Consider the following 2,641-nt stretch of genomic DNA (forward strand, 5'->3'; position numbering starts at 1 on the left):
TAAAGAAGATGTCAGAAATTGATTTGGTTGATATTTATCACTATCTAACCGGTGAAAGTGAAGGTGAAGAGTCAAAATCAACATTTTTCATGTATAGGCACTTGGATAAACCGTATCATCTGGACCATGTATTTGCATCAAAAGATATGGTAAAGCGATTGGAGGTTAAGAATCCAAGCCATTGGCTTGAATTCAGTGATCATGTTCCAATAATTTTTGAAGTAGAAAAATAAGAGTTAATGTGATAATATGGATGAAGAAAAATTAAATGAACTAAAAGAGCAAGGTGCAATGTCTGACAACACAAGGCTTGAGGAACTGATGAGGCAGGAAATCACTCCAGAAATGCAAAGGGAGTTTTTTGAGATATTAAAGGAATCACAGCTATTGATGCCGGTAACCTTCAGCCCAAACATGTTTGAGGGAATAGAAAACGCCAAGGAAGGTGATGTTTTTGAGCCTCAGGGCCAGGCAGGTTTCAATATAAATTATTTAAAAGACAATCAGGGAAACAGGGTGCTTCCGTTATACACAAGCGACAGTGCAATGGAGGAGGCAGGGGTGAGAAGCTCAATATATGCACTCTTCATGAGTGACTTGGCGGACATGCTAAGACAAACCGACAAGTATGCAATTATTTCAATCAATCCCTTCACGGACCATGACATAAACCTTCCGGTTCCGGCTTTTTTAAGTCTTTTCGATGAACCTTCAGATGATGTGAGGGAGTTTTTCGAATCAATGAACGAGATATTGAAGGTGATGAGGGAACACTCCATTGAGCTTGACGACAATTACCTTTTTGTCGTGAGGATGGATGAAAACGTCATGAGGCAGCAGGCCGTTGACGGCGTGTTTGTTCCAAACGTTCCGATGTCTGTGAGCAGCAACCGTGATTTCAGAAGGGACTTGAAATACACCAATCTCATTGGAATGCCAAAGGGAAGTAAGGCCCTTCCGATTGGAAACAATGGAAAGGATGAGTTCGACACGCTCATTGCTCCGGGAAGTGAGTTCAAGATAATTAATGAGTTGGATGAGTTCACCACACTTTGGGAGTGCGTTGCACAGCCTTTCTATGATGAGTGATTAATATAAAAAAAGAAGTCTGTGATAAGCATAATCGAGCTTATCACCATTAATGTTTTCAGTATATGTATGAATGGTCGTAGAATCCTTGCCCGAAGGTCTGGATTCCGCTTCCGGCGTTGAGGTTAATATCAAGGGTGTCCAAAAGGACCTTGTTTGTGTTGTAAACGTTGACTGTCGCATGGTCAGGGTAGTACCTGTACGCATCTGCGCTTTTCACGTTGATGAAACCTCCTGAGGTCACGGTTTTTGGAACCATGTTTCCGTCGTTTAGAAGGGATCCGTCACGGGAGTAGTAAATCTGGATGATTACGTTGTCTCCTGAATATTGGCTTCCCACATCAATGGAAGCGTATGTCAGGTCGCCCAATCCTCCGTTTGTGGAGAATGCCCCTCCGTATATGTCCATTGCAGATACTGCAGAGATGCTGCAGACCGCTATCACGCCCATTATAAGCAGTGTCAATATAAACCTGTTTTTTGAAATCATGTTTTTGCCTCATTCGTTTGTTTTTTATGTAGTCGAAACTGAAGCATTATCGACTATTTGTTCAGTTTAATGCCATCATGTATAATTATTGCACTAATGATGATATGTATGTATCATGTATGTTATACAATTTGCTATAATCTGCAGTCCCTGTAGGATAATTTAATATGCAATAAAATCATAAGATTAAATATTAATTCTTATTGGAAGGGATAACTTTGAACATTTTCGGGCATGAAATCAACCGTTTGTATGCAAGATGGATTTTCATCAACGTGCTCATTTTCATAGACATCATAGCAATCTCCTTAATGATGTTTTTCGACCTGCCATATGATGTTGTCCTTAAAATCCATATATATGACTTCATAGTCTGTATAATTCTTTTGGTGCAATGGTTCTGGACGCTATACCTTTCAAACCCGAAAAGGATATTTCTAAAGCGGCCAGGCAATTGGGTTGATCTGATTGCGTCAATCCCATTCGATGCGATCCTGCCATTTGTGATGCCTCACATAATCGTGCTCAGGTACCTGAGGCTCCTGAAGATGATTCGTGTTGTGGTGCTTTTCAAGCGTTTGTCCCACAACCTTGACCGGTTCTTTAAGGTCAGTAATCTTGACACAATCTTAAGCCTGTTGTTTTTCACAATAATCATTTTCACAATGCTCATGTGGATTTTCGGAAACTCCTATGACATGTTTGACGATTTCTACTTTGTAATCACCACTCTCGCCACAGTGGGGTATGGGGATGTGGTTCCAGCGACAACCTCTGAAAAGTTAATCTCAATAGTCCTCATAATTGTCGGGGTATTCATATTCTCAACAATCACAGCGGCAATATCCTCATTTTTCACAGACCGCCTTTTAAGCGACACTGACAATGAGTTCGAGACCTTGATTGAAGAGAAGGAAAAATCGACTCTTTCAAAAACTTTGTTGATTTTCAAAATCCTTTTTGCGATTGTCATTCCAAATGAGATCTCTGCGATAGATTCGTTTTAAAACGCCTCGTTTGGTCTTGAATGTTCGTTTTCTTGATTTTGGCATTGTTTTTTGA

The 2,641-nt window shown here is 40.2% G+C and carries 4 protein-coding genes; 3 read left to right on the forward strand and 1 reads right to left on the reverse strand.

Annotation, left to right across the window (positions count from 1 at the left end; all coding sequences use genetic code 11):
* Both ILA26_RS04765 and ILA26_RS04770 read left to right on the forward strand, forming a co-directional pair.
* On the forward strand, positions 1 to 233 hold a 233-nt coding region (locus ILA26_RS04765), incomplete at its 5' end, for a hypothetical protein (RefSeq protein ID WP_292894690.1).
* A 16-nt stretch (positions 234 to 249) separates the two neighbouring features.
* Positions 250 to 1,089 (forward strand): SseB family protein, encoded by an 840-nt coding sequence (locus tag ILA26_RS04770; RefSeq protein ID WP_292894693.1) that lies wholly within the window; start codon positions 250 to 252, stop codon positions 1,087 to 1,089.
* A gap of 58 nt (positions 1,090 to 1,147) precedes the next feature.
* Here the strand turns inward: ILA26_RS04770 and ILA26_RS04775 are convergent, their stop codons facing one another.
* Positions 1,148 to 1,579 (reverse strand): hypothetical protein, encoded by a 432-nt coding sequence (locus ILA26_RS04775; protein ID WP_292894696.1) that lies wholly within the window; start codon positions 1,577 to 1,579, stop codon positions 1,148 to 1,150.
* Between the two features lie 218 nt (positions 1,580 to 1,797).
* Between ILA26_RS04775 and ILA26_RS04780 the strand changes: the two genes are divergently transcribed.
* Positions 1,798 to 2,586 (forward strand): ion transporter, encoded by a 789-nt coding sequence (locus tag ILA26_RS04780; RefSeq protein WP_292894699.1) that lies wholly within the window; start codon positions 1,798 to 1,800, stop codon positions 2,584 to 2,586.
* The last annotated feature ends 55 nt before the right edge of the window (positions 2,587 to 2,641 follow it).

The sequence above is a fragment of the Methanobrevibacter sp. genome (genome assembly GCF_017940815.1).
In the GTDB taxonomy this organism is placed as follows: domain Archaea; phylum Methanobacteriota; class Methanobacteria; order Methanobacteriales; family Methanobacteriaceae; genus Methanocatella.

Coding starts and splice junctions, on each gene's coding strand:
- ILA26_RS04770 (WP_292894693.1), top strand. CDS start 250: ATGGATGAAGAAAAATTAAATGAACTAAAAGAGCAAGGTGCAATGTCT.
- ILA26_RS04775 (WP_292894696.1), bottom strand. CDS start 1,579: ATGATTTCAAAAAACAGGTTTATATTGACACTGCTTATAATGGGCGTG.